Raw genomic sequence first — 25,383 nt, forward strand, 5'->3', positions numbered from 1 at the left:
TGACGACGTCCATTGTGGGCGTCGTTTTTTCGTGATTGAGAGCTGCACTCGTTCATATTCTCTATATGAGATGGGCACTTCTTGATGCCAATTGACCCTTTTCTAAAATAACGTTGATTCGTTAAAGTAAACCGTTTACAATTTTTGTGTAAGCGTTTTCTTAAAATAGTGCTACAAGGAGGGACCCTCATGGTCAAAAAGCAGTGGAAACCCGTATGGGCAGTTGTGCTAACGTTTGCACTAATTCTGTCAATGTTTCCGATGCCGACGTCCGCTTTAGATAAAGGGAAGTCGACGCTTGTCGTCGTCCATTATCAAGAGGCGCCGGATAACGAAAAGGATTGGAACTTATGGCTTTGGGCGAACGGCCCAGATTACTTCCCGAATAAAGGCTTCACATTTAACGGGGAAGATGCATTCGGAAAGGTGGCGGCTTACGAATTCCCAGTCGATTCACCTGAAAAAATCGGTCTCATCGTCCGCACGGACAATTGGGACAAAGATAAAGGTTCTGAGAATGACCGCTTCATCACGAGCGACATGATTCAAGACGGTGTCGCTGAAGTATGGATCAAGTCGGGTGACCCGACCATCTATACGTCAAACCCGGACGGTGAGACGGCTTCGACGGAAATCGATATGAACGTCCACTATTTCCGTTACGACAATACATACACGGACTGGGGTCTTTGGGCTTGGCCAGACGGTGGGGATGGACAGAGCATCGCCTTCGATGGGACAGATGATTTTGGTGCCGTCGCGAACGTGAAACTCGCCAACCCGGAGTCGAAGAAACTCATGGGCTTGATCACGAAAAAAGGAGAATGGATGGAGAAGGATGGGGAAGACCGATTCGTTCTCGGGACTGCGAAAGAGATTTGGCTCGTTGAAGGAGATTCGACAATCTACTATTCAGAGCCACAAATCGATCGCTCTCCGAAACTCGTCTCGTTCTCGGCGGACACGTTCCGTCAGGCGACACTCACGACAAACCGTGTCATCACGGATGCGTTCATCGATGAAGTGAGCGTGGAAGGGGCAACGGTGGAATCGATTGAAAAGGCTGGCGACAAGTCGGTCACGATTCAATTCAAGTCAGACATCGACTTAGCGAAAGTCATCAAAGCCTCGCACCCAGAGTATGGGGAACAGACGCTCCAAGCCGGCAAGGTCCTTCGTTCGAAGGAATTCGATGCGAAATATGCATATGACGGTAAACTCGGTGTCACGTATCAAAAATCGAAAACGAAGTTCGTCCTTTGGGCACCGACGGCTCAAAAAGTGGAGCTCGAGCTGTGGAACATGCCGACGAACCGACCGACGAACGACAAAGATATGAAAAAAGCCATCACGATGAAACGCGGTGAGCGCGGCACGTGGGTGGCAGAAGTGCGCGGCGACCTCGACGGTATCGGTTATACGTACCAAGTGACCCATGCGACTGGGAAGGTCCGAGCGGTCGATCCGTATGCAACGGCTGTCGGCGTGAACGGTGACCAAGGGGTCGTCGTCGATTTGAAAGAGACGGATCCGAAACGTTGGAATTCAATGAAACCGAAGTTGAAACAATCGACGGATGCGATCATCTATGAGACGCATGTCCGTGATTTCTCGATCTTCGATGTGAAGACGGACAAATACGATTCAGGTATTCAAAACAAAGGGAAGTATCTCGGTGTCATCGAACGTGGCACACGTCTTCTCGTTGACGGGAAGAAAACGGCGACGAAGACGGGACTCGATCATGTCAAAGACCTCGGCGTGACACACGTTCAGTTCATTCCGGTCTATGACTTCAACACGGCCTCGGTCGATGAGACGAATCCGATGGCGACGTACAACTGGGGATATGACCCGAAAAACTACAATGCACCAGAAGGATCGTATGCAACGAACCCTTACGATGCGAAAGTACGCATCATGGAAATGAAACAGATGATTCAAGGATTGCATGACAACAACCTCCGTGGTGTCATGGACGTCGTATACAACCACATGTTCGATGCGCAGGCATCAAACTTACACAAAATCGTCCCGGGTTACTACTATCGCTACACGGCGGGTGGCGACTTCGCGAACGGAACAGGTGTCGGAAACGATACGGCTTCTGAGCGGGCGATGATGCAAAAACTGATCGTCGATTCTGTCGTCTATTGGGCGAAAGAATACCATTGGGACGGATTCCGTTTCGACTTGATGGGAATCCATGACGTCGATACGATGAACAAAGTTCGTGCGGAGTTGAATCGAGTCGACAAGTCGATCCTCGTCTTCGGAGAAGGATGGGACCTCGGTACGCCACTCGATGCCGAACTCAAAGCAAACCAAAAGAATGCTTACGCAATGCCGGGCATCGCTCACTTCAACGACAACATCCGCGACGGCTTGAAAGGAAGCGTCTTCTACGATGAAGATAAAGGCTTCATCAACGGAAAAGAAGGTATGGAAAATCGAGTGAAGACGGGAATCGTCGGTGAGATCGCATATAGCGACACGATTAAAGGATTCACGAAAGAACCGACGCAAGCGATCACATACGTCGAAGCTCATGACAACCATACGTTGTGGGATAAATTGACGTTGACGAACCCGATCGCGTCTGAGGTGAACAAGACGAAGATGCATCGTCTCGCTTCGAGTATTCTCTTGACGAGCCAAGGAACGACATTCCTTCACGCAGGACAAGAGTTCATGCGCACGAAGGAAGGCGACCACAACTCATACAAATCACCGGACTCGATCAACCAACTCGATTGGAAACGGGCAGCCGACCGCAAGGCGGACGTCCAATACATGAAAGGCTTGATTGAGATGCGTAAAGCCAACCCAGGTCTTCGGATGACGAAAGCGAGCGACGTGAAACGATTCTTAACGTTCCACAAAGCGGAAGCGAACGTCATCACGTACACGATTGACGAAGATGCACCGGGTCAAAAGAACGACTTGTTCATCACGCATAACGCCAACCCGACGAATGTCCAAGTCACCCTTCCAAAAGGGAACTGGAACGTGATTGTCGACGGCGATCGTGCTGGAACGAAGACGATCAAGCGCGCGACTGGAAAAGTAAGCGTGCCTGCATACAAGACGTTCGTCCTCGAACGGAACTAATCATTGACCCCACTTTAAACGAGTGGGGTTTTCTAATGGAACAATTATAGGTAATTGGTAATTAATGCTTCATAAACTAGTTATTTTGTATGAACACGAGAATTTACGCTTGAAACTTCCATCTCTTTCGAAAGGAGAGATTGTATGGCGATTTTCAGGAAATGGATTCATCGCGTCAATGGAGACGTCACGGACATGCTATCAGCTGGACCGATTCCTCCGTTTCATGTGGATTCGCTCCTGATTGAACAGTATCCGGATGCTATTTACGTACTCGATACAAAAGGGCGACTAATCGATTTGAACGAAAAGATGGGACTGCTGTCCGCTTGTGTCGAATGACCGAAGTGACGAATGTGTTAGATCAATATGCCGCCGAATACGAATCAAGTCCGACCATCGAGGCGCAATTGACCGCCCTCGAGAAGGAAGTGAGCGGAAACGAAGAAGTCACCGACTATATCGAACTCGTTCACCAGCCAGAGCGGTCCTGAGCACCCGACGTGTCGCATGTGAGAATAGATAGTTGAAACAGGGGTCTCCTTTTCTCTAAGATGGAGAAAGAGAGAATTGAGTGAGGAGATCTTAGATATGAATCTGTATGAACAAGCGAGCGACTGGATGCGGCAATGGCATGACGACCCGTCCGAACGCCTCCGACAAATCAAAGATGAAATTGAGCGCACGGGCACCTATTCATTGACGACGGAAGAGTTGTGTGAGGGTGCCAAGGTGGCGTGGCGGAATTCGAATCGTTGCATCGGCCGCTTGTTTTGGCAGACACTCCATGTGATTGACGCACGGGACGCCGATACGTTTGAGGCTGTCTACACCCATCTTGTTGACCACCTTCGGTTCGCCACGAACGGCGGAAAAATCCGTTCGACGATGACGGTTCTTTCGAACGAGTTCAAACTATTGAACACACAATTGATTCGGTACGCGGGATATGAGACACGTGACGGAATCATCGGAGACCCGATGTCCGTCACGATGACGAAGCGCGCGAAAGAACTCGGATGGGTCGGAGCCGGCACGCCGTTCGATATCCTCCCGCTCATGATCACGGACGGGCGAGACGTCCGCTTGTTTGAGTTGCCGAGTGAGGCCGTGCTTGAGGTGGACATTCGGCACGAGGATGTGGACTTGTTTGACGGACGGACCATCAAATGGCACGCAGTCCCAGCGATTGCGGATATGGAACTAGAGATCGGAGGTCTACGGTTTACCTCGGTCCCGTTTAACGGCTGGTATATGGAGACGGAAATCGGGGCAAGGAATTTGGCCGATACGGACCGTTATGATTTGTTGCCGCTCGTCGGACGTTCACTCGGGCTCGATACGACGAAAGAGCGGTCCCTTTGGCGCGACCGGGCACTCGTCGAATTAAATATCGCCGTCTTGCAATCGTTCGAGCGAGCAGGTGTGACGATCGTCGACCATCATACGGCAGCCAAACAGTTCAAGCGGTTCGAAAAAAACGAACGAGACGCGGGGCGTGACGTCACCGGACAATGGAGTTGGCTCATCCCACCTTTATCGCCAGCGACGACGCACGTCTTTCATGAGCATTACGATAATCACATTAAGACACCGAACCTGTTCGCAAGGAGCGGTTGTCCGTTCTCAGGGTTTCGTCAGCCGGTAAAAGAGGAATTGAAAGGCTAGAACCGAGAGAAAGGATGATTGCTGTGGCAGTCCCACTTTGGAAACGAGCCGTCGCTGGTCAAATCGACCAACTCGTCTTTCAGACACCGGCGAAACTGATTGAAAAGGCCGTCCGTAAAAAGATTTGGCCCGACAAGGAAGTGAAACGGTATTACTTGCCGACCGTCGTGACGATGGCAGGTGAAGTGTACTGTATGTTGTATCAAAAAGGTCAGACATTGGGTGACCGCGTCGTCGGCATTCGAGTCGTGAGTGCGGACGGACGCCCACTCTCCCTCGAGCAAGTCGTCAAACGAACACTCTATAAAGACGTCGTCTACCCGGCGACACTCGGGATTCCGCTCATCCGTGCACTCCAACAGATGAAGTCGAATAAAGACCTTGAGTTGCCGCACGACGAGTTCGCCAATACAAAATTGATCTCGACCAAATGAAGAAGAGCAGGGCGACCGCGTGTCGCTCTGTTTTTTCGTTCCGTTCGGTCGAGTAGGAATAGGGGCAGGAAATAAGGTATAATGGGATTGGACAAAAATGAACGACTATTGGAGGCTTTTTAGTTATGACAAAAATCGCATGGATTACCGACAGTATGGCCAACTTCTCTCAAGAAGAGGCAGCCCGTCTCGGTGTCGATATCGTTCCGATTCAATTGATTGTGGACGGGAACGGCTATAGTGAAACGAAACTCTCGCTTGAAGACTTACATCGGTATATGATTGACCAAAAGAAAGAAGCGAAGACGTCACAACCGATCTTCGGAGACTTCATCGCCCGCTACGAACGCTTGAAAGAAGAGGGATATGATTGTGCCATCGCCGTCCATTGCTCGAACGGATTGAGCAGCACGGCAAAAAACTCGAAAGCAGCGGCAGAAGCGGCTGACTTTACCGTGTATACCATCGACTCGCATGCCGCACTCGAGGCGCAGCAAGAACTCGTCCGAATCGGGAAGGCCGCTGAAGCTGAAGGCAAGTCAGTAGAGGAAATCGTCGCCCTTCTCGAAGCATGGCGCGATAAGAAGAACTTCTTCATGATCATCGGAAACATGGAAACGATGCGCCGAGGCGGTCGCGTTTCTTCCGGTGAGATGTTCCTTGCGAACATCTTGAACATCAAGCCGATCATCACCCTCGATGAGACGGGGAAAGTCATCCCGTTCAAAAAGGCCCGTTCATTGAAGAAGGCTTATGCGGAGATGGTCGGTGAACTCGAACGTCGTCATGCGGAAAACGGTGTGAAGGACAACCGGGTGTTCGTTCAGACGGCTCTCGCACCGAATATGCAAGATGACCTTGTCGCACTCATCGAGTCGAAACTACCAGATCTCGAAGTCGTACGGACTCGATTCTGTCCTTCGATTGCGGTACATGCAGGATTCGAGACGGTCGGTGTCTTGTGGCTCAACGCTTAATCAAGTAGGAGGAATGTAAGATGGAAGCAATGACAACCTTGACTGGATTGAATGAACGGATTGCGAGCACGGAACAGCTGCTCGTCTACGTGTCACATCCGGGATGCAGTGTCTGTCATGCGCTGAAACCTCAAATCGAAGAGATGCTCAAAGAGTTTCCGGAAATTGAGGCGGTCGCGGTGGATTCGGACGAGGTGCCGGAAGTCGCAGGCGCCTTCTCCATCTTCACCGTTCCGGTCGTCCTCTTTTTCATCAACGGGAAAGAAATGCTCCGTCGGGCACGATTCGTGCCAATCGGCGAACTGACGCATCAACTCGAACGCATGCAAGAAATGAGACGAGCGTGAACAGGAGGCTGGAACATAACTAGCCGATTTTAAAGATTTGTGATAAAAACAGGGGACCGGTCACCGATTTTCGGTGGAAGGACCCCTCTTTTTAGTCCGAAATGCGTGCGCGAACCCATAAAAATGACAAGAGGCCTCCGAGAGCGACTTGTTCGCTCACGGAGGCCTCTTTCTTATGAATCTACTGGGTTATGTCCAGCCTCTTTCTTATTCTGCTGCTTGTGGGACGAGATAAATCAAGCCAAACGGGTTATGCAATAAGTTGTCGATGGTCGTCCGCTCGTCTTCTCCCATCTCGACCGTGAAGGCACGCCCGTCTTCGAAGGCGAAATGGTCGCCGTCGCCGAACATCGCGCCACCGGAGATGAGGTGGAAGTTGAACGAGTGAATGATGTGAATGGCATCTTCAATGTCGAGGGTCATCGGTACAGCCACGTCTGCATGACCGAACGCTTTCATTCCCCAGGACATATAGGCGTTCTCTTCTTCTGTGATGGCCGTGAGGAGCGAATAGTCGAGTGCGAGGTCTTCTTCTTTTGACTCTTGCCACTCGTCTTTCGAGTAAGCGACACCTGCCGATTCGACCATGACGCCGAGTCCACCTGCGTTTAAGACGGCGTTTGCGGCACGACGCGCCGCGGCGACGTCTGTCAAATCGTTGACGTCGACAATCAAGTAGACGACATGCGTGTGACGGGCGATTCCTTTCGCCACTTTTGGGGTGAATCCGCCAGAACTCGCGTGAATCATCGCCTCGGCGAGGGCTGGGTCACGTTCCACGACTTCCACGGTAAACGCCTTGCCTGTCTCATCTTCGAGCAACAACAGGCCGGCCATCGTGTAGCCTTCACTATGTAAACTGATTTGTTCGCTGACGCCTTCTGCGGAAGACCAGTTTCCGGGAATGGCGAGCATGACTTGTGTACGATTCATGTATATCATCCTTTTCTGCAAAAGTCAGGTCCCTCCTCAGGAGAGACCTGGTCTATCTCTTATTATGCCCTATTTTGGCATGAATTATTCTTGATACGTCTTTAAAACTTCCTGAAGTGGGATTTGATCAATCTTCCGACGACTGATGAACGTACTCATAAAGAAGAGGAGAACGACAGCGCCGAGCGTATAGACGATATAGATCCACTCGAATTCAAGCGGGAGCACGAGCCCGTAATCTTCTGCGAATACGACGATGATGACCCGCAACGTCAACAGGGCGACGGGGATGCTCAAGAGAGCCGAGACGAGCGCGTAAATGAAATAACTGTTCAGAATCATCGAGCGAACTTCCCGTTTTTGATAACCCATCACTTTCAATAAGGAGATGACGTAATAGTTCTTCTCGACCGTCAGCGCCGTCAAGACGAACAGAATGCTAAAAGCGATGAGAGAGGCTCCACCGATCAAAACGTTCATCATGAAATTCATATATTGATTGATGGACTCGGACTGCTCAATCAACCCTTTACGTGACAGGATGGTCGGATAGTCCGATTCGTTCGGGCGTTCCGTCGCATAAATGCCGTTGAACAGCTCATCGGTCGCCCCGTCCGTGAGTCGTTCACTTAATGTCGCCCGAGGCAAGTAGGCGAAATCCCCGGAGAATTCATCGGCAATCCCGATGATGGGATAGGTCAGCATGTCCTCGTTCAGTTCGACATCGATGTCTTGACCGACTTCAAGCCCGAGTTTGAGGGCGAGTGACGAGGATACGATTAGACCATCCGGTTCAAGTGTCAACGTGTCACCATCTTCGTTACGTAGCGGGAACAAGGTATTGTCGACGTCTAATCCTTTCAACGTGATCAATTTCTCTTCGACAAATGCGAATGGATAGGTGAGAAACGGTTCTTGCCCGTCTTCAATTGGCGGTGAGCCATCCGTATAGGCTTCGTATTCATAGGCTGCCTCGTTCAAACCACCTACCGTCATTCGGTCAACGGCCCCGTTCATCATGAGGGCGAAGACGATGAGGATCGTCGAGAATAAGATGCCGAAAAAGAAAATGAGAAAGCTTCCCGTGTTCTTGACGGCGTATAAATATTTGAACTTTGTCTTGCCACTCGCGCGTTTCAACAGTCGACTGACGAGACGACTGAGCCGATTCAGTGACACATTGTCCCGTGGTGACAAGAGGGAGAGGGCGCTTTCTCCCATGATCTTATAGATGACCGCTCCCGCGACGAGTGTAAAGAAGAAGAGCGGGGCGAACACGGCTGTCAAGAACACGAGTGGACTTTGGGCGATGGTGATGGACGGTAAGAGATAGAAGTCGAGATAGAGTTCTTTCAACGGGTTCGCAAAATAAAGTCCCAGGAAATAACCGATGATGAGCATAAAGAATGCAAAAATCAAGATGAGCACCAAGTAAGGCGAGGCGATTTGACGACGACTGTAGCCAATCGCTTTTAATAGTCCGATTTGTCCTCGTTCCGCCTCAAGCATATTGGAGATCAGGATGGCGACGATGATGACGGCAATCGAGACGATAAAGAGACTGAGCCCGAGCGCCATCGCTTTTCCGGATGAAATCTCGCTATAAATGGCACCGCTTCGAATGATGTTCTCCGTCTCCATGACCGAGACGACAAATGGGAGCTCAAGGTCGGTCTTGACCGTTTGATCGGTCACCCCGGACAACCGGAACGACTCTTGCCCAGTGAATGATTCAAACGAGTCATCCGTCATCAAGAGGAGGGTTTGAGAGCCTGGGTCGAGATTGAAAAAGTTGTCATCGAACAGGGGGAGCGTGTAGTCCGGAAAGAGGACAAATCCACTCACCGTGAACGGTTTGCCGATGTCAATCGTGTCCCCGATGTCGATCCCATTCTCTTCTGCATATTTTTTGTTCAAAGCGATTTCGTCATTCGCGCTCGGTCGCTCACCGGCTTCGAGGTAGGAGCGGTTGATCGTGTCTGATTCTTTGACGATCATTCCCCGATGCTCGGTGTCATCGAACGTGTAGGTGATGGCTTTCAAGTCACGGAGTTCAATCGTAGCATCCGGCATCTCCTGTTCGACGGCGGCGATTCGCGATGCGATCAGACGATTGAACACTTCCGCATCGGCTTGTTTGATGTCAGCCAATGTGAACGCTCCTGTCTCCGCGAGCGTGGCGACAGCGGGGTCGCGTAACTCTTCTTCCGTCACCCGATTGAGCATGTCAATCGCAAAGTCTTCTTGGTTCGATTCTTCCAGATACTCTTCGGTCGGGACCTCAATCCCGCTGATGCCATAGAACATCATCGTGTACGTGAGTGAACTCATGACGATGATGATGGCGATGGCGAGGAGTTGCATCCATTTCTTTCCGAGCGTCTTCCACACATTTTTGTACAGCATGTCACCACCCCCTTATCCCCAACGGATGTCACGCGCCGCGACTCGAGTGTCGTGATGGGTCACTTCGACGATTCGACCGGAGTTCATCTTGATGACATCGTCAGCCATCTCACTGATTCCGTTATTGTGTGTGATGACGACGATCGTCTTTTGGTACGTCTCGTTCAAGCGTTCCAACAGTTCGAGCACCTTTTTCGAGTTTTCCTCATCAAGGGATCCCGTCGGTTCGTCACAAAAAACGATGGCCGGATTTTTGGCGAGGCTCCGGGCGACGGAGACCCGTTGCTGCTCACCGCCGGATAGGTGATACGGATATTTATCGCGTGCCGATGAGAGTCCCACTTGTTCGAGCAATTCATCAATCGGGAGCGGGTCTTTCGTCAAATCGGACCCGATTTGAATGTTCTCGTATACAGTCAGATTTTGGAGGAGATTGTATTGTTGAAAGATGAAGCCGAGATGGTCGCGTCGAAACGACGTCATCCGTTCGGGAGATAATTCGGTCAGCACGGTGTCGTCGAACGTGATTTTGCCACTCGTCACCGTGTCGAGTCCGCTGATGACGTTGAGTAAGGTACTTTTCCCGCTCCCGCTAGGTCCGAGAATGACGACGAATGTGCCATCACGAATGGTCAGGTCGATCTCTTTCAAAGCAGCTGTCTCCACGTCGCCGGTTTTATAAATTTTATTGACGTTCTCGAGCTGGATCATGTCTCGTTCGCCTCCTTGGTCGTTATGTATCCTTTACCCGTTCCGATATAGGATTGGACCTGATGCAGGTTGAATGTTTTGAAAAAATAGTGAAAACGCTTCACCTATGATAAAATAATATAACCAGGTACTAAAAACTTTTTAAGGGAGAACTTTTTCATGAAGATTGCTTATATTACGGACAGTACGATTGTCCTTCCAGATGCTTTAGTGAATCACCCTGACATCCACATCGTTCCGCTTTACGTCGTCAAAGGGGACCAACCGTATAAAGACGGGATTGAAGTCGATGCGAAAACCGTTTATGAATGGATTGATGCCGGGGAGCGTGTGTCGACGAGTCAGCCGGCAATCGGAGATTTCGTCACGCTCTATGAGAAATTGAAAGATGAATACGACATGGGCATCGCGATCCATCTATCGTCCGATCTAAGTGGGACGTACTCGGCGTCTGTGCAGGGTGCCGAAATCGCAGAATTCAAGTTGCTCGCTTTCGATTCACGGGCAGGAATCTATACGATGGGACTCATGTTCGAGGAATTGATTGAACGAGTCGAACGAGGCGATGCGCTCGAAGACGTAGAAGCCTATATGAAGGCGCGCGTGGAGGACGTCCGCATCGAGTTGACGCTTCAAAACTTGACGCAAATGCAAAAGGGCGGTCGCATCTCCAAATCGAAAGCGCTCATCGGGAACATGCTTCAGCTGAAACCGGTACTCCGATTCGAAGACGGGTTGATTGTTCCGTATCAAACCGTTCGGACGTATAAAAAAGCACAAGCTCATTTATTCGAAGTTCTTCGTGCTGCAATCGAGTCAGGCGAATGTCAGGACGTCTCGATTTTCCATGGGAACGTTCCTGAACTTGCCGAAGAGTGGAAACAACGGCTCGGTGACACGATTCCGATTCGGGTCGATACGCTCGCCCCGCTCCTCGGGGCGCATACGGGATCTGGGTCGATTGGAATTTCATATTTGAAAGCGAAATAATGGGTAAGGGCGGTCCTTCTGAGAGGGATCGTCTTTTTTGTAGGTTGAGTTTGCTAGGTCTCTTTAAAATAGATATAAGGGAACGAAACAGTAAGCATGGCCGTTAATAGGACTCTTGTGGCGTGGATGAAATAAAACTTCTCAAATTGGAAATGATTTCAATATTTCATTGTCTCAACTTTCAAACAATTGCTGGAATGTTTTTGTATTACAAGGCATACTAAAACAAAATGAACGAGAAAAGGGGAGAAGACGATGCAATTTCGGAAGTACCTCGTTCGGAGCTGGCTCGCGTGGGCGTTCGTCTTCACGGGTGTGACGTATTTGACTTTACATCACCTTGACTCATTCGACTGGCCGTTATTTTGGTTTATTTATACGCTTGGCGCACTGTTCGTCATGAACCCCCTCAAGCGTCGACACCTTCATTTCACATTTCACGAGATGTTCGTCTTTATCACGTTCTTCCTATACGGACTTGCTCCCGCCCTGTTGATGGGGCAGTTGCTTCTGTTCACGTTTCAGGCCCGTGCCTTTAACCGTAGAGTAGGACGCCGACGATTCCTTCACTTCTATCCGCTCAATACGGTGATTGAATGTCTGCTCGTTCTATTGCCAGGACTCGCGTATATCGGGCTCGGAGGACGGATTGGCGAACCTGTGCACTTGATGCAGCAAGGAGTGGCGATGGTAGCCTTTTTGGGGACTCTATTCCTTGTCCTTATGATGAGTTTTGCCTTGTCTTACTTTATGGTCGGGGAACGAATCCCGTTTCCAATCATGTGGCGCCTGATTCGCTTCGATTGGCTCGTCGTGTCACTTGAACTCCTGTTCACGATGATTGCCATCGAGGCCTACCTCTTGTTTGGATATGTCGGACTCATCATTACGTTCTTTGTTCTCTCGGTCTTGAAGATGTCGATGTCAAAAGCGACGGAGACAGAAGAGACGAAGTCAAAAGTCGATCAGGTAGAACGGTTGAAAGAACAACTCTATCGTGTCGATAGCGAACAGCTGTTGATTGAGAAGTTTTGGAACGGACTTCGTGATATCGTCGAAGTGGAACGAGGCTGGTTGCAGGTCAACCGAAAAGGAGAACGGACGTTTTATGATATGACGGGTCGCGTCATCCCAAGCGTATCAGACGCCTTTACGATTGAACGCTATCAAGATGAGGACGAGCCATGCTTCGTATACGACTCACTCCATGAATGGCACCCTGAGTTGCAACAGCAACAACGAGAATTACATCATTCGGCGCTCGTCATCCAACCCGTTTGGGGAGCGGAGACGGCGGTCAGTTGTATGGTATCAACGACAGCCAACGGGGCATATGAGACCCCGATTGCGGTTGAAGTGAACCGTCTACTCAAAACGTTATCGTGGTCCATCGAGCGCATCGACGAACGCAACCGTTTGCAACATGAGAGCTTGACGGATCCGTTGACGGGATTACATAATCAGCGGGCGCTACGCCGTTGGACGAAAGAACGATTGAATGATGTCGCGTCCTATCCGCTCTCAATCTTCTTGATTGATTTGGATCACTTCAAATCGATTAACGACACGTACGGGCATGCGTTCGGGGACGAGGTATTGATTAAAGCAGGTCAACTCTTCACTCGTAGCGTCCGAGCGACGGACTTGGTGACGCGCTATGGAGGCGAGGAATTCGTATTCGTCTTCCCGAGAATGGACGAGGCGGCCGCCCATCTGGTCGGTGAGAAGATACGAGACGCCCTGAAGCGTCATGATTTTGGAACGGAGGGCACCCATGTCACCGTAACGGCGAGTATCGGGATTGAAACGATTTATGAGTATGAAGACCTCGATACGGTATTGCGACATGCGGACCGGGCCATGTACGTCGGGGCAAAATTCAACGGGCGAGATCGTGTCGCCCACTATCACGATTTGTCGACTGAAGTCAGATAAAAGGAGGATCCACCGATCGGGGGACCCTCCTTTTGTATGAAATGATTATGAGTTCGTATTATACAGTTCAGATTCAACCGCGTGAACAGCGGCTGACCAGGAGCCATAGCGATGCAGGATCGCCTTTGTCGAAGGTTTGTTGTTCCGTTTTGCCCATTCACGGTACGCTTCGAATGAGAGCGAGAAGCCCATTTCCTGAATGGCTTCACGGAGAGCATTTGAGAGTTCTGTTTTTGAATAGGTCACACTCGCCTCAAGACCCGCTTCGGCACAGGCATCATGCCACGAACCGAATGTCTTGACGATATGGTAATGGCTCGGTGCCTTCGGATGGAGCTTTCGCCACTGCTGATACTTCTTCAAGGTGATAATCGAGCCCATGTCTCGGGAATAAATCGCGAGCGTCTCGATGATGTCCTCGCGTGTATACTTCGGCATTTTGTCTGGCAATTCGACGGTTGATTCCCCGTGCCATTCATAGCCTGCGATGGCAAGTGCCTCAGCCCATGACCCGAACTGACGAATGATTGACTCAGGAGACGGCCAATTCTGTTCCATTGCGAAGCGACGGTAAACAGAACGACGTGGACGTTCTTTCAACAAGTCCCCGAGAAGACGGATGCAATGGATCATCCTTTGCTGTTCGGTGGACAAATGATGGGATTTAGTGGATAGCGTTTGACTCAATGATGGTTCCTCCTTCCGTGGACTCAAATCTGAACCGACAATGATTAAAAAAATGCTCCTACAATCATACTATCGGATTGTTTTTCGGATTTATTAACGTGATTTTGAAAAATTTTAAACAATTCCTAAGAATTGGATAGGACTAAAGTCGCAGTTGACAATTTCAAAAAATGGTAACAGTTCTATTACAAATTAAATCGAATTTCGTGATAAATGTAAACATAAAGTTTTAATCACCCAAATATGTAATATTTTTATAAAAAAGTACCCAACTGGAGAGTTGGGGTCATCGCCTTCGCTCCAGATGAGTACCCTTCTATAATAAATTTAATTTTCAGACTAATCAATCAAATAATGAAATTACGTCAAAAAAATTTTAATGGCTGGTCAATGAAAGACCGATTCTGCTAAAATAGCCGCATTGAGTGAAAAACAGAAAAGAGGATCATCACTATGACAGTTTGGTTATTTTATACGTTGCTCGGTTTGATTCAAGGATTCACAGAGCCTATTCCGATTTCGTCGAGTGGACATCTCGTTATCTTCCAAGAACTATTTAACATCGACTTACCGGGATTGTCATTTGAAGTTTTCGTAAACTTTGCCTCACTTCTCGCCGTTTTGACAATTTATCGTCAAGATGTGATTCGTCTCATCGTGAGTCTTTGGACATTCTTATTTAAGAAAGACCGCACGGAGGAAACGATGATCGATGTGAAGTTCATCGGATTGCTACTCGTTGCGACCGTTCCAGCCGGTGTGCTCGGTGTCCTGTTCGGGGACTGGATCGGAGAGGTGCTCGGGGGCGTGGCGACAGTCGGCTATACGCTTATCATCACGGGACTCGCCCTTTGGTTCATTCGGAATATGCGAGGAAACAAGGGTGATGGAGGCATCACGCTACGCGACGCCGTCTTGATCGGGTTGGCGCAGGCCGTGGCGCTCATTCCCGGAATCAGCCGTTCGGGGGCGACCATCGTCATGGCGATGCTCCTTGGAATCAAACAGGAGTCGGCACTTCGCTTCTCGTTCTTCCTGTTCATTCCGATCAGTCTTGGAACGATGATTTTGGACGGACCGACCTTGTTTACGAATCCGGAGACGCGCGACTTATTTGGACCGTTGATTCTCGCATTCGTTGCCTCGTATGTGCTGACCGCCATTTCACTGAAGTGGTTCCAACACATCATGGCAAAAGGCGAATTAAAATATTTTTCATATTATTGCTGGATTGTCGGGCTTCTTGTCGTCCTCTTTCTCGCATAACCAGGACGCTACTCTCACGAGTAGCGTTTTTTCTTTTGCGAAATAAAAACAATTGCGCTACAGTAAACACGTACAAACAAATATTCCTTCGGGGTCGGGTGAAATTCCCAACCGGCGGTGATGGGCCAATGCCCTAAGTCCGTGACCCGGGCGCACGTGTGCGAACGGTGGATCTAGTGAGACTCTAGAGCCGACAGTATAGTCTGGATGGGAGAAGGAACAAAAAACAGGTCCGCGTGACCTGTGCTTCGTCGTACGCTTTTCTGTATAGAAAACGTTTATTTGGCTTGCCCAAATTCGACGAAACCCTCCCACCAAGACCCTAAGGACCGCTCCTTAGGGTCTTTTGTTTGTGCGGAAAAAGGAGGGAGAACGATGAAACAGTACATGGAACAGGCCATTCAATTGGCGAAATCTGCCGATGGACAGACCGGTGTGAACCCGCTCGTCGGTGCCGTCCTCGTCAAAGACGGTCGCATCGTTGGGCTAGGTGCCCATCTCAAGGCGGGCGAACCCCATGCTGAGGTACACGCCATCAATATGGCAGGTGCAGCTACATACGGGGCGACATTATACGTCACGCTTGAACCGTGCTCGCATCATGGCAAGACGCCACCGTGCGCCGACTTGATTGTAGAGTCGGGCATCAAACGTGTCGTTGTCGCCATGAAAGACCCAAACCCGCTCGTCGCAGGGAACGGGATCATGCGTCTCCGGTCGGCCGGAGTTGAAGTCGATGTGGGGTTGCTTGAGGAGGAGGCGCGTGCCTTGAATCCGGCGTTCTTACGGTCGCTTGAGACGAAACGACCGTACGTCATCTTAAAGACGGCGACGAGCCTCGATGGAAAAGTGGCGTTGGAGACAGGTGAGAGTCAATGGGTGACGAGTCCGGAAGCCCGTCATGATGTGCATGAACTTCGTGCTACGGTCGATGCGATCTTGACCGGGATTGGTACGGTGCTTGCGGATGACCCGTCGCTCACGGTTCGATTGGACCGCGTGACGCGTCAGCCGAAACGAGTCGTGCTCGACCGTGACCTGAGGTTACCATTCGCCAGTACGCTCGCACGTACCGCAGAAGATGTCCCGGTGCTCCTCTTCACTTCGTCAGACGAAACGGAGCGACGTGAACGAGCTCAAGCCGCTGGTATCGAATTATTCGATTATACGTCGCTCGGTACAGTTCTTGAGACGCTATACGCAAATGGCATCGGGCGTGTGTTAGTCGAGGCCGGACCGACGCTCGTCACATCCCTTCTTGACGGAGGTTACGTTGATGAGTGGGTCGCCTATCAATCACCGCGGGTGTTCGGCGGTAAGCATGGCGTCTATCGCTCCCAACAAGAAGGGGAGATCGATGGGATTTCTCGCTTTACGATTCATCAGGTCGAAACGATTGGACCCGACCTAAAAGTCGTCCTTCGAAAGGGGGCGCTCTGATGTTCACAGGAATCGTAGAAGAAATTGGATCGGTCAAAGCGATGAAGCGAAACGGTCCGTCTTTACGACTCGTCATATCCGCTAGGAAAGTGCTCGACGATGTGAAGCTCGGGGACAGCATTGCCGTCAATGGGATCTGTCTCACCGTGACGACGTTCGATGACGCGACGTTCTCTGTCGATGTCATGCCGGAAACGTTGAAGGCGTCGAGTTTAGATGGGGTCAGGCCGGGGACACGTGTCAATCTCGAACGGGCGATGCCGGCGAACGGACGGTTCGGTGGACATTTCGTATCCGGACACGTCGACGGGGTCGGACGTATCACGAAGAAACGTTCGCTCGCGAATGCCGTCTATATCGACATCCAATGCGAGAGCAACCTCTTGGCTTACATCGTACCGAAAGGCTCGATTTCCGTAGATGGGACGAGCTTGACCGTGTTCGATGTATCGGCGCGTGGCTTCACGCTGTCATTGATTCCGCACACGTATAGCGAAACCGTGCTTGGGATGAAACAGACGGGTGATTTAGTCAATTTGGAATGTGATCTGTTAGCAAAATATATGGAAAAGGTCGTCGGGCAGTCGAAGATGACGCTCGAGTCGTTAGCGGAACAAGGATACGGAAAGGCGGGATGGTAATGTTTGATTCGATTGAACGGGCCATTGAGGAATTGAGACGAGGACGTCCCATCATCGTCGTGGATGATGAAGACCGTGAGAATGAGGGAGATTTTGTCGTACTCGGAGACAAGATGACACCGGAGACGATGAACTTTTTGATTACGGAAGGGAAGGGGCTCGTCTGTAGCGCCGTCGCAGAAGAAGTGGCGGCACGTCTTGCCCTCGCGCCGATGGTGACGAACAGTACGGACCCACACGGTACCGCCTTTACGGTCAGTATCGACCATGTCGATTCGACGACAGGCATTTCAGCGAGCGAGCGGTCTCACACCGTTCGTGAACTGGCGAACCCGTCATCCCGTCCGTCCGACTTTCAACGCCCGGGACATCTGTTCCCGTTGATTGCGAAAAAAGGAGGGGTCTCTGTTCGCCGAGGTCACACAGAAGCGTCCGTCGACCTGGCGCGACTCGCCGGAAGCGAGCCGGTCGCGGTCATCTGTGAAATCATTCGAGAGGACGGGGAGATGGCGCGCGTACCGGATTTGGTTCAAGTCGCCGAACGCCACGGGCTGGCATTCATCACCATCGAAGCGCTAGTCCGATATATGGAGACGAACCTCGTCACACGTGTTGCGGACGTGTCCCTGCCTTCCTCGAAAGGAGCGTTTCGCATGGTTGGGTACGAGAATCGATTGGACCGACAAGAGCATGTGGCGCTCGTGACAGAGACGCTTGGAGAAGTCCCGCTCGTTCGCATTCACTCCGAATGTCTGACCGGTGACGTATTCGGCTCGTATCGCTGTGACTGCGGTCCACAACTCGATGCGGCGATAGAGAGAATCGAGCAGGAGTCAGGGATTGTCCTATACATGCGTCAAGAAGGACGAGGGATCGGGCTCTTGAACAAACTCAGAGCCTATGCATTACAAGAAGACGGATTGGATACGGTCGAGGCGAATGAGGCGCTCGGTTTTCATCCCGATCTTCGAGACTATCGGGTGAGCGCGGCGATGTTTCGTGACCTCGGGGTGACCCGTGTCCGGCTCATGACGAACAACCCTGAGAAAGTCGAGGCGCTCGAAGCATGTGGCATCACGGTCGTCGAACGTGTTCCGATTCATGTCGGTGCCAATCAAACGAACGAATCGTATCGGATGACGAAACAACACAAAATGAACCATATCGGAGGATGAAGACATGACACATACATTTGAAGGAAACTTAGTTGGAGAAGGATTAAAGATTGGAATCGTCGTCGGACGGTTCAACGACTTGATCACGATGCGTCTGCTTGACGGGGCGAAGGATGCCTTGAAACGTCATGGGGTGAAGGAAGAAGATGTATCGCTTGCGTTCGTCCCGGGTGCATTCGAACTGCCGCTCGTTGCGAAAAAGATGGCGATGAGTCAAAACTATGACGCGGTCATCACGCTCGGGGCCGTCATCCGGGGTGCGACACCACATTTTGACTACGTCTGCAATGAAGCGGCCAAAGGAATCGCCCAGGCGAGCTATCAGTCCGAAGTACCGGTCATCTTTGGTGTGTTGACGACGGAGACGATTGAGCAGGCGATTGAGCGTGCGGGTACAAAGGCAGGAAACAAAGGGTGGGAAGCGGCGACTTCCGCCATCGAGATGGCCAATCTGTTAAAGCAAGTCTAATCAAAACCGGGTGGCGACCACCCGGTTTTTCAAATGGGTAAACTAGGATGAAAATTGGGTAAAATACATGCATGGAACGAATGCACGTATTTGAACGATAAGGGAGGTTTGGCACATGGCAACTTCGCATGAATCATTGACGTTACAGTTACAACAACAAGAGCGGCTCCATCACCTGCTTTCGTCACTCCTCAATCGTTTTTTAACGACAGAGATTGCGGATTTCAAAAAGCGGGTTGACCAGTCGTTAGCCGAGCTCGGACATTATTTCGCGGTCGACCGCGTCTATGTCTTCGATTACGATTTTACGAATCAAGTCTGCCACAACACATTCGAATGGTGCGCCGAAGGAATCACGGCCGAGATAGACAATCTGCAGGACGTGCCAATCGATGTATTGCCCGAGTGGGTCAACACCCATGTGGCAGGGGAGACGATGTATATTCCACGGGTCGCCGATTTACCAGAGAATAGTGTCGTCCGAGGAATCCTTGAGCCCCAATCGATTCAAAGCTTGCTCGCGGTCCCGATGATGCAAGGGAAGACGTGTCAGGGGTTTGTCGGCTTCGACTCGGTTGTCACGGAACGGACGTACACGGAATATGAACAACAGGCACTCCTCGATTTCAGTAACGCCCTTCTTGGAGCGGTCGAACGTCACCGAATCGAGGCGGGACGGGAAGAGGCGCAACGGGTGCTCGCGGAACGTGAAAAAGAATTAATCGACTATCAAGAAGGACTCGTGCGGACGTTGCTCCGTTTGTCGGCACTACGCAACAACGAGACAGGGAACCATATCGAGCGGGTTCAAGATTTGTCGACGTTGTTCGCGACGATTCTTTATGAACATCACCATCCGGACGTCACGCCGCTCTTCATCGAAGGGATTCGACTCGCGGCACCGCTCCATGACATCGGCAAAATCTCGGTTCCGGACGCGATTTTACTCAAAGCAAATAAACTGTCCGACCAGGAATGGGTGTTCATGAAAGATCACGTGCGTGTCGGGGGCGAAGTGTTGAAGGATCTCCAGATGCAGTTCCCTCAAAACTATTTTATCCAAATGGCCTACCACATCGCACTGTATCATCACGAACGTTGGGACGGCACCGGGTACAACCAAGGACTGAAAGGGGAGGACATCCCGCTTGCCGCACGAATCGTCACCATCATCGACGTCTATGATGCGCTGCGGACGGTCCGCCCATATAAACCGGCCTATTCTCATGAGGATGCGATTCTTGCGATGCGAGATATGGAAGGGGCGTTCGATCCGACCTTGTTCGAACTGTTCCTGCTCCATCAAGAAGGAATCGCCATCATGTTCGATCAGACATTTAAAGCACACTAAACAAAGAGACGCTCCCGAGGGAACGTCTCTTTTATTGATTAGAACGTTTCAGATGTTGTTTTCGCTTGCATGTGGAGTTGGATGTAATCCGGGCCACCTGCTTTTGAATCCGTACCTGACATGTTGAATCCACCGAACGGCTGATAGCCGACGATTGCGCCTGTGCAACCACGGTTGAAGTAAAGGTTCCCGACGTGGAAGTTTTGGCGAGCGTATTCTTGATTCATCCGGTCGCGTGTGAGGACCGCACCAGTCAAGCCGTATTCTGTGTTGTTCGCGATATCGATCGCTTCTTTGAAGTCTTTCGCTTTTGTGAAAGCGACGACAGGTCCGAAGATCTCTTCTTGCATGAGACGCGCTTTCGGGTCGACGTCTGCGACGACAGTCGGCTCGATGAAGTAGCCTGTTGAATCGTCTGCTTTCCCACCTGCGACGATGCGTCCTTCTTCTTTAGCGACATCAAAGTACGATGTGATTTTCTTGAAGGCAGCTGCATCGATGACCGGTCCCATGAAGTGTTCGTTCTTCTCAGTGTTTCCGACAGAGAGTTCGTTCGTGAGTTCGACGACGCGATCGAGTACCGTATCGTATACGCTGTCGACGATGACGGCACGCGAACAAGCCGAACATTTCTGACCAGAGAAACCGAATGCCGATTTCACGATCGATTGAGCAGCGAGCTCGAGGTCGGCTGATTCGTCGACGACGATCGTATCTTTTCCGCCCATCTCCGCGATCACGCGTTTGAGCCAAATTTGACCTTCGTTCAATCTAGAGGCACGTTCGTTGATGCGGAGTCCCACATCACGCGATCCCGTGAAGCTGATGAAACGTGTCTTCGGATGGTCGACGAGGTAGTCCCCGACTTCTGCACCCGGTCCTGGGATGAAGTTGAGCACGCCTTTTGGAAGACCTGCCTCTTCCATCACTTCGACGAATTTCGCCGCGACGATCGGTGTCGTCGAAGCTGGTTTCAAGAGAATCGTGTTACCGGCAACGATGGCCGCAACCGCTGTACCGGCCATGATTGCGAACGGGAAGTTCCATGGGCTGATGACGATCCCGACCCCGAGTGGGATGTAGTCATATCGGTTGTATTCGCCTGGACGGCTCTCGACTTTCTTGCCTGGTTTAAGTTCGAGCATTTGACGTGCATAGTACTCCATGAAGTCGATCGCTTCCGCTGTATCCGCATCTGCTTCGTTCCACGGTTTACCCGCTTCTTTGACGAGGTAAGCCGAGAACTCGTGCTTACGTTTGCGGACGATGTTCGCTGCTTTGAACAAGACGTCGGCGCGGACAGCTGGGTCGACATGGCGCCATGAGTCAAACGCTGTGAGTGCTTCTTGCATCGCACGTTCTGCGAGCTCTTGGTTCGCTTTTGAGACGCGACCGATCACTTCTTCTTTGTTAGCCGGGTTATAAGACGTGATTTTTCCTTCCGTTGTAACCTTTTCCCCACCGATTACGAGCGGATAGTCTTTCCCGAGCTCACCGTTCACTTTCTCGATTGCCGCCTGAATCGCATCGGCATTCTCTTTTTGTGTAAAGTCTGTGAATGGTTCATGTTTGTATGGAATCATTCTCGTTCCCCCTTAAAGTGATGTTGAGCGTTAAAGCGCTTACGTCTGTATTGTATCGAAATTATCGTAGAAATCCTAGTGAAACAATTTTCCAGAAACACATGGCATTGGAGCGAGAAATCGAGTCATGGTAGGATGGGGGAGAACACGGCTTTTGAAAGGACGAACAACATGAAAAAATGGTTCATTCCGCTTCTCCTTGTCTTCATGCTCGGAGCATGCGGGAACGAGGAAGAGACGGTAGTGAAAGAGACGGAACGTGCGTTGCCGGATGCGGTCACAAAAGTATATGAAGACTATCAAACGGCGCTTGAATCGGGGGATGCCGAGGCATTGACCGCAATTGATTATGCCGGTCGCTTGACCGATATCCCGGCGACTGGAGCCGTCACGCGTCAGCTCACACCGGGTGACATCTATAAGGGATGGGTCAATGAGGATGAGGATGTGGCTTTTATTGTTCATGAGATGGTCGATGCGGACGGCAATCCGCTCCCGAACCGACTCAGTAAAGTCGCCGTGAAGGAAGGGGATGAGTGGTCACTCGTCATCACGCCGGCCGCTTTGCCGAAAGACGTGATTGCCGAGGTCGGAGATTTGCTCATCGGGGTCCAGGCGAACGAGTACGGAGTGAATGCCGAAGCGAACGCCCGTCTCGCCGAGATTCCGGAAGATGAGGCTGGTCCGATCTATGACCAAGTCAACGCACAGACGGACTATATGGCGCTCGAGGCAGACAATAACGTCTTCCTGCTCATGGCGGAAACGTTGACGGTCGAGGAGAACCAAACCATCATGACCGACTATTTCAAAGCGTATGAGACGTGGTACACCGATAACGAGGAGACGCTCCGAAAAGCGGCTGCAACGGAAGATCCAGTCGAGTATATCGAAGTGCTTGACCCGTTAAAGACAAAATTAGAAGAAGCGATCGATGGCTATGACGAACAACTTGTCGACCCATCGTTTGGCTAAGGAGGAACAGCAGATGCTCGCACCAACATTTTCATTACCGAACCAAAACGGAGAGATGGTTTCATTAAAGGACTATCTCGGTAAGAAAGTCGTCTTATACTTCTATCCTCGAGATTCGACACCTGGTTGCACGACCGAGGCATGCGATTTCCGCGATGCGTTGCCGAAGATGGAAGGCGCGGTCGTCCTTGGGGTATCGGCCGACAGTCAAAAGAAACATCAAAACTTTATCGCCAAGAATGACCTCCCATTTGATTTACTCGTGGACGAGGAACATGAAGTGTCCGAGCTTTACGGCGTCTGGCAGTTGAAGAAAAATTACGGGAAAGAATATTACGGCATCGTCCGTTCGACTTTCTTGATCAACGAGGACGGCTATATCGAACAAGAGTGGCGCAACGTCAAAGTGAAAGGTCACGTCGAAGAAGTCGTGGCTGCCATTCGTTCGTAAAACGAATTGGCCTTAGGCTGTAGACAAACTATGCGTCTACAGTCTTTTTTGTGCCCAAGTTAGGCACGGCTCGCTTTCCTAGGAGCAAGCAGTGAGCCGCATCGCAACTTTCGGTCGCTGCTTGCTATTCCCTCAGGAGTCTCGCCAACCTGTACTTGGTCATTGCTCTAAAGCCGCCACGAGCGGTTTTTTCTTTCGCGACGAATCGATTTCTCGTTGAGGTACAGTCTAACGATCAACGATTCGTATGGATTGTAAAATCGCTGTTTATGGATTCTAAGATATATTACAATCATATTTCGAAATAAATTTTAAGAAGCTTTTAAGAATAAGGGTTCAGGGAAAATATTACAATTATATAACGTATTGAAAACGCTTTCTTTAGGCGGTGTACCTTGACTCGATTGTGAATGTTCTGAAAAATAAAGGGAGAGCGCTCAAATCAAGAACGTAGGAGGAGAGCAACACTGTGAATCAAATTGAAAGTTGGCTGGCGAGTTTATCGAATCTCGTCTGGGGGCCACATTTACTTATCTTACTCGTCGGGACAGGAATCTTCCTGACCGTCCGTCTCGGATTTATCCAAGTGACGCGACTTGGGGTCGGTCTGAAAGAGGCATTTATCCCAAAACAAGAACAACCGAAGAAAAAGCAACGAGGGGACATCTCTCATTTCCAAGCACTCATGACGGCTTTAGCGGCCACAGTCGGTACGGGAAACATGGTTGGTGTCGCAACGGCGATTGTCCTCGGGGGACCGGGTGCTGTCGTTTGGATGTGGTTATCTGGTTTCGTCGGGATGGCGACAAAGTACGCCGAGGCCATCCTTGCCGTCAAATATCGTGTCGTCGATGAACGAGGTGAGATTGCCGGTGGACCGATGTATTACTTAGAACACGGTCTAAAGAAAAAGTGGCTCGGCATATTGTTTGCCTTATTCGCATCGGTCGCAGCCTTTGGGATTGGGAACGGGGTCCAGACGAACTCGATCAGTCTCGCCTTGAACAATTCGTTCAACGTCCCAATGGTTGTGACAGGGATCGTCATGATGGCGGTCACGGCATTCGTCATTTTAGGTGGTGTCAAATCAATCGGGAAAGTCGTCGGAATCTTCGTTCCGTTCATGATTTTCGCATATGTCGGGAGTGGGCTCGTGATTCTCATCATGAACCTGGAATTGGTACCGGGTGCCTTGTCGACGATGTTCTCGAGTACATTTAGTGCCGAAGCCATCGGTGGGGGGGCGTTAGGTGCCGCGATTCGCTACGGGGTCGCGCGCGGTGTGTTCTCTAACGAGGCAGGGCTTGGATCTGCACCGATCGCGGCAGCGGCAGCGAAGACCGACTTCCCGGGACGTCAAGCACTCGTCTCGATGACACAAGTGTTGATCGACACACTCATCGTCTGTTCCATCACAGGACTCACGATTGTCATGGGTGGTCAATATACGGAAGGGCTTGAAGGAATTGCCTTGACGCAAGCCTCGTTCGCTTACTTCTTAGGACCGATCGGTGAAATCATCGTGACGATTTCGCTCGTCTTCTTCGCCTATTCGACCGTTCTCGGTTGGTGCTATTACGGCGAACGTTCAGCGTATTATTTACTTGGGGAAAAAGTGATTGTCCCGTATCGTGTCCTTTATATTTTAGTCGCAGGACTCGGTGCGATGACGACGAACTTGAATTTGATTTGGTCCATCTCGGATGTGTTCAACGGTCTCATGGCGATCCCGAACTTGATTGGACTCTTGTTCCTCTCAGGTGTCGTTGTCGCCGAGACGAAACGATTCGAACTCGAACGAAAAAAAGAAGTGGCGCAATCTGCCGCTTGATG

23 protein-coding genes and 1 riboswitch are annotated in these 25,383 nt (G+C 50.7%); of the genes, 18 read left to right on the forward strand and 5 right to left on the reverse strand.

Annotation, left to right across the window (positions count from 1 at the left end; all coding sequences use genetic code 11):
* Positions 1-189: 189 nt before the first annotated feature.
* The 7 genes from pulA to KNO94_RS04240 all read left to right on the forward strand — a co-directional run bounded on the left by pulA (position 190) and on the right by KNO94_RS04240 (position 6,537).
* Positions 190-3,111 (forward strand): type I pullulanase, encoded by a 2,922-nt coding sequence (gene pulA / locus KNO94_RS04210; RefSeq protein WP_214777754.1) that lies wholly within the window; start codon positions 190-192, stop codon positions 3,109-3,111.
* Positions 3,112-3,255: 144 nt separating this feature from the next.
* On the forward strand, positions 3,256-3,453 hold the full coding sequence (locus tag KNO94_RS04215; protein ID WP_214777755.1) for a hypothetical protein: 198 nt from the start codon (positions 3,256-3,258) through the stop codon (positions 3,451-3,453).
* Positions 3,450-3,605: a hypothetical protein gene (locus KNO94_RS04220; protein WP_214777756.1), complete on the forward strand. Its 156-nt coding sequence runs from the start codon at positions 3,450-3,452 to the stop codon at positions 3,603-3,605. The genes KNO94_RS04215 and KNO94_RS04220 overlap by 4 nt, the downstream gene beginning before the upstream one ends.
* A 97-nt stretch (positions 3,606-3,702) precedes the next feature.
* Positions 3,703-4,779, forward strand: coding sequence for a nitric oxide synthase oxygenase (locus KNO94_RS04225; RefSeq protein ID WP_214777757.1), 1,077 nt, complete (start codon positions 3,703-3,705; stop codon positions 4,777-4,779).
* A gap of 14 nt (positions 4,780-4,793) precedes the next feature.
* On the forward strand, positions 4,794-5,213 hold the full coding sequence (locus KNO94_RS04230; protein WP_214777758.1) for an RDD family protein: 420 nt from the start codon (positions 4,794-4,796) through the stop codon (positions 5,211-5,213).
* 125 nt (positions 5,214-5,338) lie between these two features.
* A complete protein-coding gene (locus tag KNO94_RS04235; RefSeq protein WP_214777759.1) occupies positions 5,339-6,190 on the forward strand; it encodes a DegV family protein in 852 nt (283 codons plus the stop codon).
* Positions 6,191-6,210: 20 nt separating this feature from the next.
* Positions 6,211-6,537, forward strand: a complete 327-nt coding sequence (locus KNO94_RS04240) for a thioredoxin family protein (RefSeq protein ID WP_214733876.1) — start codon at positions 6,211-6,213, stop codon at positions 6,535-6,537.
* Between the two features lie 207 nt (positions 6,538-6,744).
* Here the strand turns inward: KNO94_RS04240 and KNO94_RS04245 are convergent, their stop codons facing one another.
* From KNO94_RS04245 to KNO94_RS04255, 3 genes are all read right to left on the reverse strand, one after another.
* Positions 6,745-7,470, reverse strand: a complete 726-nt coding sequence (locus tag KNO94_RS04245; protein ID WP_214777761.1) for a DUF4261 domain-containing protein — start codon at positions 7,468-7,470, stop codon at positions 6,745-6,747.
* Positions 7,471-7,554: 84 nt separating this feature from the next.
* Positions 7,555-9,876, reverse strand: coding sequence for an ABC transporter permease (locus KNO94_RS04250; protein WP_214777762.1), 2,322 nt, complete (start codon positions 9,874-9,876; stop codon positions 7,555-7,557).
* A 12-nt stretch (positions 9,877-9,888) separates the two neighbouring features.
* Positions 9,889-10,587 carry an ABC transporter ATP-binding protein gene (locus KNO94_RS04255; protein ID WP_214777764.1) on the reverse strand — a complete coding sequence of 233 codons (699 nt, stop codon included), beginning with the start codon at positions 10,585-10,587 and terminating at the stop codon, positions 9,889-9,891.
* Between the two features lie 159 nt (positions 10,588-10,746).
* On the opposite strand from KNO94_RS04255, the gene KNO94_RS04260 reads away from it, so the two are divergent.
* On the forward strand, positions 10,747-11,577 hold the full coding sequence (locus KNO94_RS04260) for a DegV family protein (RefSeq protein ID WP_214741860.1): 831 nt from the start codon (positions 10,747-10,749) through the stop codon (positions 11,575-11,577).
* A 255-nt stretch (positions 11,578-11,832) separates the two neighbouring features.
* Positions 11,833-13,512, forward strand: a complete 1,680-nt coding sequence (locus tag KNO94_RS04265) for a sensor domain-containing diguanylate cyclase (RefSeq protein ID WP_214777766.1) — start codon at positions 11,833-11,835, stop codon at positions 13,510-13,512.
* A gap of 45 nt (positions 13,513-13,557) precedes the next feature.
* On the opposite strand, the gene KNO94_RS04270 is transcribed toward KNO94_RS04265, so the two are convergent.
* Entirely contained in the window at positions 13,558-14,199 is a 642-nt protein-coding gene (locus KNO94_RS04270) for a homing endonuclease associated repeat-containing protein (RefSeq protein ID WP_012727053.1), read from the reverse strand.
* Positions 14,200-14,652: 453 nt separating this feature from the next.
* Here KNO94_RS04270 and KNO94_RS04275 point away from each other — a divergent pair, with 453 nt between their 5' ends.
* From KNO94_RS04275 to KNO94_RS04300, 6 genes are all read left to right on the forward strand, one after another.
* Positions 14,653-15,465, forward strand: a complete 813-nt coding sequence (locus KNO94_RS04275) for an undecaprenyl-diphosphate phosphatase (RefSeq protein WP_214777767.1) — start codon at positions 14,653-14,655, stop codon at positions 15,463-15,465.
* Between the two features lie 80 nt (positions 15,466-15,545).
* A riboswitch (FMN riboswitch) is annotated at positions 15,546-15,688 on the forward strand.
* Between the two features lie 152 nt (positions 15,689-15,840).
* Positions 15,841-16,905: a bifunctional diaminohydroxyphosphoribosylaminopyrimidine deaminase/5-amino-6-(5-phosphoribosylamino)uracil reductase RibD gene (ribD, locus tag KNO94_RS04280; RefSeq protein ID WP_214777768.1), complete on the forward strand. Its 1,065-nt coding sequence runs from the start codon at positions 15,841-15,843 to the stop codon at positions 16,903-16,905.
* Positions 16,905-17,546, forward strand: coding sequence for a riboflavin synthase (gene ribE, locus KNO94_RS04285; protein WP_214777769.1), 642 nt, complete (start codon positions 16,905-16,907; stop codon positions 17,544-17,546). The genes ribD and ribE overlap by 1 nt, the downstream gene beginning before the upstream one ends.
* Positions 17,546-18,721: a GTP cyclohydrolase II gene (gene ribA, locus KNO94_RS04290; RefSeq protein ID WP_214778282.1), complete on the forward strand. Its 1,176-nt coding sequence runs from the start codon at positions 17,546-17,548 to the stop codon at positions 18,719-18,721. Before ribE ends, ribA begins: the two co-directional genes overlap by 1 nt.
* Before the next feature lie 4 nt (positions 18,722-18,725).
* Entirely contained in the window at positions 18,726-19,190 is a 465-nt protein-coding gene (gene ribH / locus KNO94_RS04295) for a 6,7-dimethyl-8-ribityllumazine synthase (RefSeq protein WP_214741849.1), read from the forward strand.
* A 115-nt stretch (positions 19,191-19,305) separates the two neighbouring features.
* Positions 19,306-20,541 carry an HD domain-containing phosphohydrolase gene (locus KNO94_RS04300; protein ID WP_214777771.1) on the forward strand — a complete coding sequence of 412 codons (1,236 nt, stop codon included), beginning with the start codon at positions 19,306-19,308 and terminating at the stop codon, positions 20,539-20,541.
* A gap of 38 nt (positions 20,542-20,579) precedes the next feature.
* On the opposite strand, the gene pruA is transcribed toward KNO94_RS04300, so the two are convergent.
* Positions 20,580-22,124 carry an L-glutamate gamma-semialdehyde dehydrogenase gene (gene pruA / locus KNO94_RS04305; protein ID WP_214777773.1) on the reverse strand — a complete coding sequence of 515 codons (1,545 nt, stop codon included), beginning with the start codon at positions 22,122-22,124 and terminating at the stop codon, positions 20,580-20,582.
* A 171-nt stretch (positions 22,125-22,295) separates the two neighbouring features.
* On the opposite strand from pruA, the gene KNO94_RS04310 reads away from it, so the two are divergent.
* The 3 genes from KNO94_RS04310 to KNO94_RS04320 all read left to right on the forward strand — a co-directional run bounded on the left by KNO94_RS04310 (position 22,296) and on the right by KNO94_RS04320 (position 25,381).
* Complete coding sequence (locus tag KNO94_RS04310; protein ID WP_214777775.1) at positions 22,296-23,099, forward strand: hypothetical protein; 804 nt, start codon at positions 22,296-22,298, stop codon at positions 23,097-23,099.
* Between the two features lie 13 nt (positions 23,100-23,112).
* On the forward strand, positions 23,113-23,550 hold the full coding sequence (gene bcp / locus KNO94_RS04315) for a thioredoxin-dependent thiol peroxidase (RefSeq protein WP_074036111.1): 438 nt from the start codon (positions 23,113-23,115) through the stop codon (positions 23,548-23,550).
* A 469-nt stretch (positions 23,551-24,019) separates the two neighbouring features.
* Positions 24,020-25,381 (forward strand): alanine/glycine:cation symporter family protein, encoded by a 1,362-nt coding sequence (locus KNO94_RS04320; RefSeq protein ID WP_214777777.1) that lies wholly within the window; start codon positions 24,020-24,022, stop codon positions 25,379-25,381.
* The last annotated feature ends 2 nt before the right edge of the window (positions 25,382-25,383 follow it).

The organism is Exiguobacterium sp. s22, from assembly GCF_018617455.1.
GTDB lineage: Bacteria > Bacillota > Bacilli > Exiguobacteriales > Exiguobacteriaceae > Exiguobacterium.

Bases quoted from the DNA above. Each gene is read 5' to 3' on its own strand.
- KNO94_RS04245 (WP_214777761.1), bottom strand. From the start codon at position 7,470: ATGAATCGTACACAAGTCATGCTCGCCATTCCCGGAAACTGGTCTTCC.
- KNO94_RS04310 (WP_214777775.1), top strand. From the start codon at position 22,296: ATGAAAAAATGGTTCATTCCGCTTCTCCTTGTCTTCATGCTCGGAGCA.
- bcp (WP_074036111.1), top strand. From the start codon at position 23,113: ATGCTCGCACCAACATTTTCATTACCGAACCAAAACGGAGAGATGGTT.
- KNO94_RS04225 (WP_214777757.1), top strand. From the start codon at position 3,703: ATGAATCTGTATGAACAAGCGAGCGACTGGATGCGGCAATGGCATGAC.
- KNO94_RS04215 (WP_214777755.1), top strand. From the start codon at position 3,256: ATGGCGATTTTCAGGAAATGGATTCATCGCGTCAATGGAGACGTCACG.
- KNO94_RS04300 (WP_214777771.1), top strand. From the start codon at position 19,306: ATGGCAACTTCGCATGAATCATTGACGTTACAGTTACAACAACAAGAG.
- KNO94_RS04275 (WP_214777767.1), top strand. From the start codon at position 14,653: ATGACAGTTTGGTTATTTTATACGTTGCTCGGTTTGATTCAAGGATTC.
- ribE (WP_214777769.1), top strand. From the start codon at position 16,905: ATGTTCACAGGAATCGTAGAAGAAATTGGATCGGTCAAAGCGATGAAG.
- ribD (WP_214777768.1), top strand. From the start codon at position 15,841: ATGAAACAGTACATGGAACAGGCCATTCAATTGGCGAAATCTGCCGAT.
- KNO94_RS04260 (WP_214741860.1), top strand. From the start codon at position 10,747: ATGAAGATTGCTTATATTACGGACAGTACGATTGTCCTTCCAGATGCT.
- KNO94_RS04220 (WP_214777756.1), top strand. From the start codon at position 3,450: ATGACCGAAGTGACGAATGTGTTAGATCAATATGCCGCCGAATACGAA.
- ribA (WP_214778282.1), top strand. From the start codon at position 17,546: ATGTTTGATTCGATTGAACGGGCCATTGAGGAATTGAGACGAGGACGT.
- KNO94_RS04255 (WP_214777764.1), bottom strand. From the start codon at position 10,587: ATGATCCAGCTCGAGAACGTCAATAAAATTTATAAAACCGGCGACGTG.
- KNO94_RS04240 (WP_214733876.1), top strand. From the start codon at position 6,211: ATGGAAGCAATGACAACCTTGACTGGATTGAATGAACGGATTGCGAGC.
- pulA (WP_214777754.1), top strand. From the start codon at position 190: ATGGTCAAAAAGCAGTGGAAACCCGTATGGGCAGTTGTGCTAACGTTT.
- ribH (WP_214741849.1), top strand. From the start codon at position 18,726: ATGACACATACATTTGAAGGAAACTTAGTTGGAGAAGGATTAAAGATT.
- KNO94_RS04230 (WP_214777758.1), top strand. From the start codon at position 4,794: ATGATTGCTGTGGCAGTCCCACTTTGGAAACGAGCCGTCGCTGGTCAA.
- KNO94_RS04250 (WP_214777762.1), bottom strand. From the start codon at position 9,876: ATGCTGTACAAAAATGTGTGGAAGACGCTCGGAAAGAAATGGATGCAA.
- KNO94_RS04265 (WP_214777766.1), top strand. From the start codon at position 11,833: ATGCAATTTCGGAAGTACCTCGTTCGGAGCTGGCTCGCGTGGGCGTTC.
- KNO94_RS04235 (WP_214777759.1), top strand. From the start codon at position 5,339: ATGACAAAAATCGCATGGATTACCGACAGTATGGCCAACTTCTCTCAA.
- pruA (WP_214777773.1), bottom strand. From the start codon at position 22,124: ATGATTCCATACAAACATGAACCATTCACAGACTTTACACAAAAAGAG.